The following is a 3,956-nucleotide window of genomic DNA, read 5'->3' on the forward strand; positions in this document are numbered from 1 at the left end:
CGGCTTCCTCCTCGCGGAGGGGGCCGGCCGTTCCTTCGTCCGGTCTCAGGCGTACCGGTAGATCCTGCTGTGGTCGAGGAGCTTCCTCGGGGTCACGCCCCAGGGGGGCATGGCCTCGTCGAGGCCGAAGACGTAGTCGCGGTCGGGGCCGGGCGAAGCGGGTTTGCGGCCCGGGAGGTAGGCGGACTTCGGGTGCGCCTTCCGCCAGCGGTCCCAGAGCAGGTCGATGAACGAGTGGTGGAGCCAGAACACCGGGTCCTCGGGGGAGGCCGCCCCCGCCATCGGCCCGCCGACCCACTGGTGGACCTGGTTGTGCAGGCCCACCCCGCGGACGCCCCGGATCCCCCAGCCCTCGACGCGGTTGCGGAAGCCCTCGGTGCTGATGCTGTTCCAGGGCTCGGTGTCGTAGACCGGGTCCTTCAGCGCCCGCGTCACGTCGTTCTTGGTGGGGAGGGAGACCGGGTCGCTGTCCGGCCTGCCGAAGTTGCGGGTGAGGTAGTGCTCGTCGGTGACGCCCCTGCCGACGCTCCAGTTGCCCGCATCGTAGGCGAACGCCCCGGTGGTGACCCGGCGGTCGCCGGGCCTGCCGTTGCCGCCGAGGAAGTCCTCCGCCCAGAGCGACGAGGTCGGCTTGTTGTCCTGGGTCCAGTCCCAGTAGGGGACGCTGACGCCCGCGTCGACCTGCTGGAGCGCCTTCTCGAACTCCAGCAGGTACTGGCGGTGCCAGGGGAAGAACGAGGACGTCATGTGCGCCGGGCGCGGCCGGCGCTCGGTGTCCATGACGTAGTACTCGCGGTGCATGACGACGAAGTCGTCGTAGCGGCCGGAGCGCTTGAGCTGCAGGATCGCGTCGACGAGCCGGCGCTTCTCGGTGCGCGTGAGGGCGCGCTGGTTCTTGCGGGTGTACACCGGTGCTGGTCCTCCTGGTTCACATGCGGTGCGAGTCGGGCGGTGCGAGTCGGGCGGAGCCGAGTTCGTCGACGGCGGCGCGGGCCGTCTCCAACAGCGTCGGGTACGACTCGTAGTGCCGGACGTCGCTCAGATAGGTGCCGTCCGCCCGCCTCATGACGTGCAGCGGCCTGCCGTCGATACGAATCTCCGTGACCGGTTCGCCGGCGACCTCGACACGGTCGTCGTCCGAGGCGCCGGCGGGGACGACGACGGTCGCCGTCCCCCGGATCTCCCGGCCCCGGTACATCTCGGCGAACTCCTCCGTCGTGGCTCGGGAACCGGATCCGGAGCCGGGTCCGGGCGCCGGTGCGGGCCGGGCCTCGGCGGCCGGGTCGCTGTCGAGCAGGGGGAGCAGGGCGCCGGCGGTGCCCGTGACCACGGCGGCCGTGAAGGCTCCGCGCAGGACGGTCCGGCGGGAGGGAATGCGGGTGCCGCCCGGTTTCGCGGGGGTGGGGCTCATGAGATGACGGCCGCCTCTCGTTAACTCGTCCGAGGTGCTTCTGATGGCGATGTTGACAACGAGGCGGTGCCGAAACAGTTCTCGTGCGTGCGGCGTACGGAGCACACGCGGTGGTCGCGTTCCGTCAAACGCGTGAGGGCGCGGGGCCATCGGCGACGACGGGCCGCGTCGCGAGGGCCCCCGTGGCCGGCGGGCCGGAACATCGCCTGGCGAACCGTGGAGGTGTTGGACATGACCGTTCCGTACCAGCTGTCCGAGGACCGTGTGCTGCGCGCGGCGGACGTCGATCTGGCCGACCCGGCGTTCTGGCGGTTGCCGCGCCCCGAGCGGCTCAGGGTCTTCGCCCTGCTGCGGGAGCTGGACGCGCCGGTCCTCTCCACCCCCGGCCGGGCACCGCGCGTACCGCCGGCAAGCCGTTCCACGCCCTGGTGCGCCACGCCGATGTGCGGACCGCGAGCCGTACGCCCGGGGTGTTCGCGAGCGCCCCCGGGGTCGCCCCCCGGAGCCGACCGGCTGGGCGAAGGCGCTGTTCGGGAACTCGATGGTCAACATGGACGGGTCCGAGCACGCGGCGCTGCGCCGGATCTTCTCGCGGCGCTTCACCCCGCGGCTGCTGGCGGGCTTCGAGGAGAACGTCGGCCGGCTCGCCTGGCGGCTGGTGGACGAGCTGACCGCCGAGCGCCCCGGGGACTTCGTGCCGTCGGCGGCCTCGCGGCTCCGACTTCGACCGGTACATCGGCGGGGCCGTCGACGAGATCGTGCGGCATTCGACGCCGATCATCCAGTTCCGCAGGACCGTCACCGCCGAATTCACGCTGGGCGGTCGCACATTCCTCCCGGGGGAGAAAGTCGCACTCATTTACGCGTCCGCCAATCGCGACGAGAGGGTTTTCACCCATCCGGATCGCTTCGACATCACCCGGTCGCCGAATCCCCATCTGGGATACGGCGGCGGGGGCCCGCACCACCGCCTGGGAGCACATCTGGCCCGCCTGGAAATAACGGCCCTGTTCCGGCAACTGATCGACCGACGCCCCGTCATGCGGAACCTTGGAGACCCGGAACTGGTCGATTCGAATTTCGACAACCGCGTCGGCTCGCTGCCGTTCACGTTCGGCCCACATTCACCTGAACGGCACGCCCGCAACGCCGAATACGATAAATGGACTCCTGCGCATGCCCCCGGTGCACGATGATGCGACTCTCTCCCTATCAGGCCGAACCGGCCGGAATTCACCGCAGCCAGGAGGAGCAATGCCGGCAAAGCGCCGTCTCATCGTTTCGTGCATCGCGGCGGCCGCTCTCAGCCTCCTGGCAGGTGGCGGCATCGCGGGTCAGTCGCCGCCGGGCCCCGATTCCGTCGACGGCGCCGCCCCCGGCCCGGCGGGGCGGGAAAGCGGCACGGCGCACGGCGCGTATCTGGACTACGGGCCGGCCGGGGTCAGCAGGATGGCCGATCTCTCGCGCTGGCTCGGCGGGGCGGAGCTGCGGGTGGGGCACACGTACCTGCCGGGCGATCTGTGGGTGAACATCGAGGGCTCCCCCGATTTCCTCGACGCGTGGGCGGACTGGAGACGGGCGGACCAGGACCGGATGTTCGTCCTGAACGTGCCGATGCTGGAGCGCAACGAGGAGCAGGTCCCGGACGACGAGGTCCGCACCCTGCTCCGGGCGGGCGCGGCCGGGGACTACGACCAGCACTTCACGCGGCTCGCGGAGCGCCTGGTGGAGCTGGGCGTCCCGGACACCGTGATCGTGCTCGGCTGGGAGATGAACGGCACGACGTACACGCATCGCTGCGGTCCCGATCCCACGTCCTGGAAGGCGTACTGGGAGCGGATCGTCACGGCGATGCGCGCGGTGCCCGGTCAGGAGTTCCGCTTCGACTTCACGCCGAGCCGGGGGCGGGACGCGGTGCCGTGGACCGAGTGCTATCCGGGCGACGACGTCGTCGACATCATCGGGATGGACTCCTACGACCAGCCTCCCGGCGAGACCTTCGACGACCAGATCACCGACCCGTACGGGCTCCAGAAGCACGTGGACTTCGCCGCGGAGCGCGGCAAGCCCATCTCGTTCCCGGAGTGGGGGCTCTTCCGCAACGGCGACAACTCCGAGTACATGCGGCGGATGCTGGAGTGGATCGACCGGCACGAGCCCCTGTACCAGACGGTCACGGACTACTGCCCGCACGGTGTCTGGCAGTGCAAGAGCAATCCGCGCTCCTCGGAGGTGTTCCGGACGATGCTGACCGAGATGGCCGCGCCCGCGAAGCCCTCCCCCAGCCCGACACCGAGTCCGACCCCGACGCCCACACCGACGCCGACGGATCCGAGCGCGTCGCCGACGGTCCCGCCGTCCCTCCAGCCGTCCCCGCCGGTGGCGCCCTCGCCCACGTCGCCGGGGGCCGGGGTTCCGCCCACCCGCAGGTGGTGTGTCCCCGTGCCGTTCGCCGACTGGCTGGGCCCGCGGATGCGGGAGCGCGACATCTGCTTCCGCTACTGACCCCGGGCATGGAAACGGCTCCGGCCCTCCTGTCGGGGGC

The 3,956-nt window shown here is 71.0% G+C and carries 3 protein-coding genes and 1 pseudogene; 2 read left to right on the forward strand and 2 right to left on the reverse strand.

Features of this window, described 5'->3' with window-relative positions; translation table 11 throughout:
• Positions 1 to 45: 45 nt before the first annotated feature.
• Positions 46 to 909, reverse strand: coding sequence for a tyrosinase family protein (locus ACFWM7_RS34300; protein WP_383268418.1), 864 nt, complete (start codon positions 907 to 909; stop codon positions 46 to 48).
• Between the two features lie 19 nt (positions 910 to 928).
• On the reverse strand, positions 929 to 1,411 hold the full coding sequence (locus ACFWM7_RS34305) for a tyrosinase family oxidase copper chaperone (protein ID WP_383268421.1): 483 nt from the start codon (positions 1,409 to 1,411) through the stop codon (positions 929 to 931).
• 231 nt (positions 1,412 to 1,642) lie between these two features.
• On the opposite strand from ACFWM7_RS34305, the pseudogene ACFWM7_RS34310 reads away from it, so the two are divergent.
• Positions 1,643 to 2,607 (forward strand): annotated as a pseudogene (locus ACFWM7_RS34310) (cytochrome P450).
• A gap of 58 nt (positions 2,608 to 2,665) precedes the next feature.
• The gene (locus tag ACFWM7_RS34315; protein ID WP_383268424.1) at positions 2,666 to 3,916 is read left to right on the forward strand and encodes a glycoside hydrolase family 26 protein; all 1,251 of its coding nucleotides are present in this window, start codon (positions 2,666 to 2,668) and stop codon (positions 3,914 to 3,916) included.
• Positions 3,917 to 3,956 lie beyond the last annotated feature (40 nt).

The sequence above is a fragment of the Streptomyces sp. NPDC058375 genome, assembly GCF_042723425.1.
GTDB lineage: Bacteria > Actinomycetota > Actinomycetes > Streptomycetales > Streptomycetaceae > Streptomyces > Streptomyces durocortorensis.

Coding starts and splice junctions, on each gene's coding strand:
- ACFWM7_RS34305 (WP_383268421.1), bottom strand. CDS start 1,411: ATGAGCCCCACCCCCGCGAAACCGGGCGGCACCCGCATTCCCTCCCGC.
- ACFWM7_RS34315 (WP_383268424.1), top strand. CDS start 2,666: ATGCCGGCAAAGCGCCGTCTCATCGTTTCGTGCATCGCGGCGGCCGCT.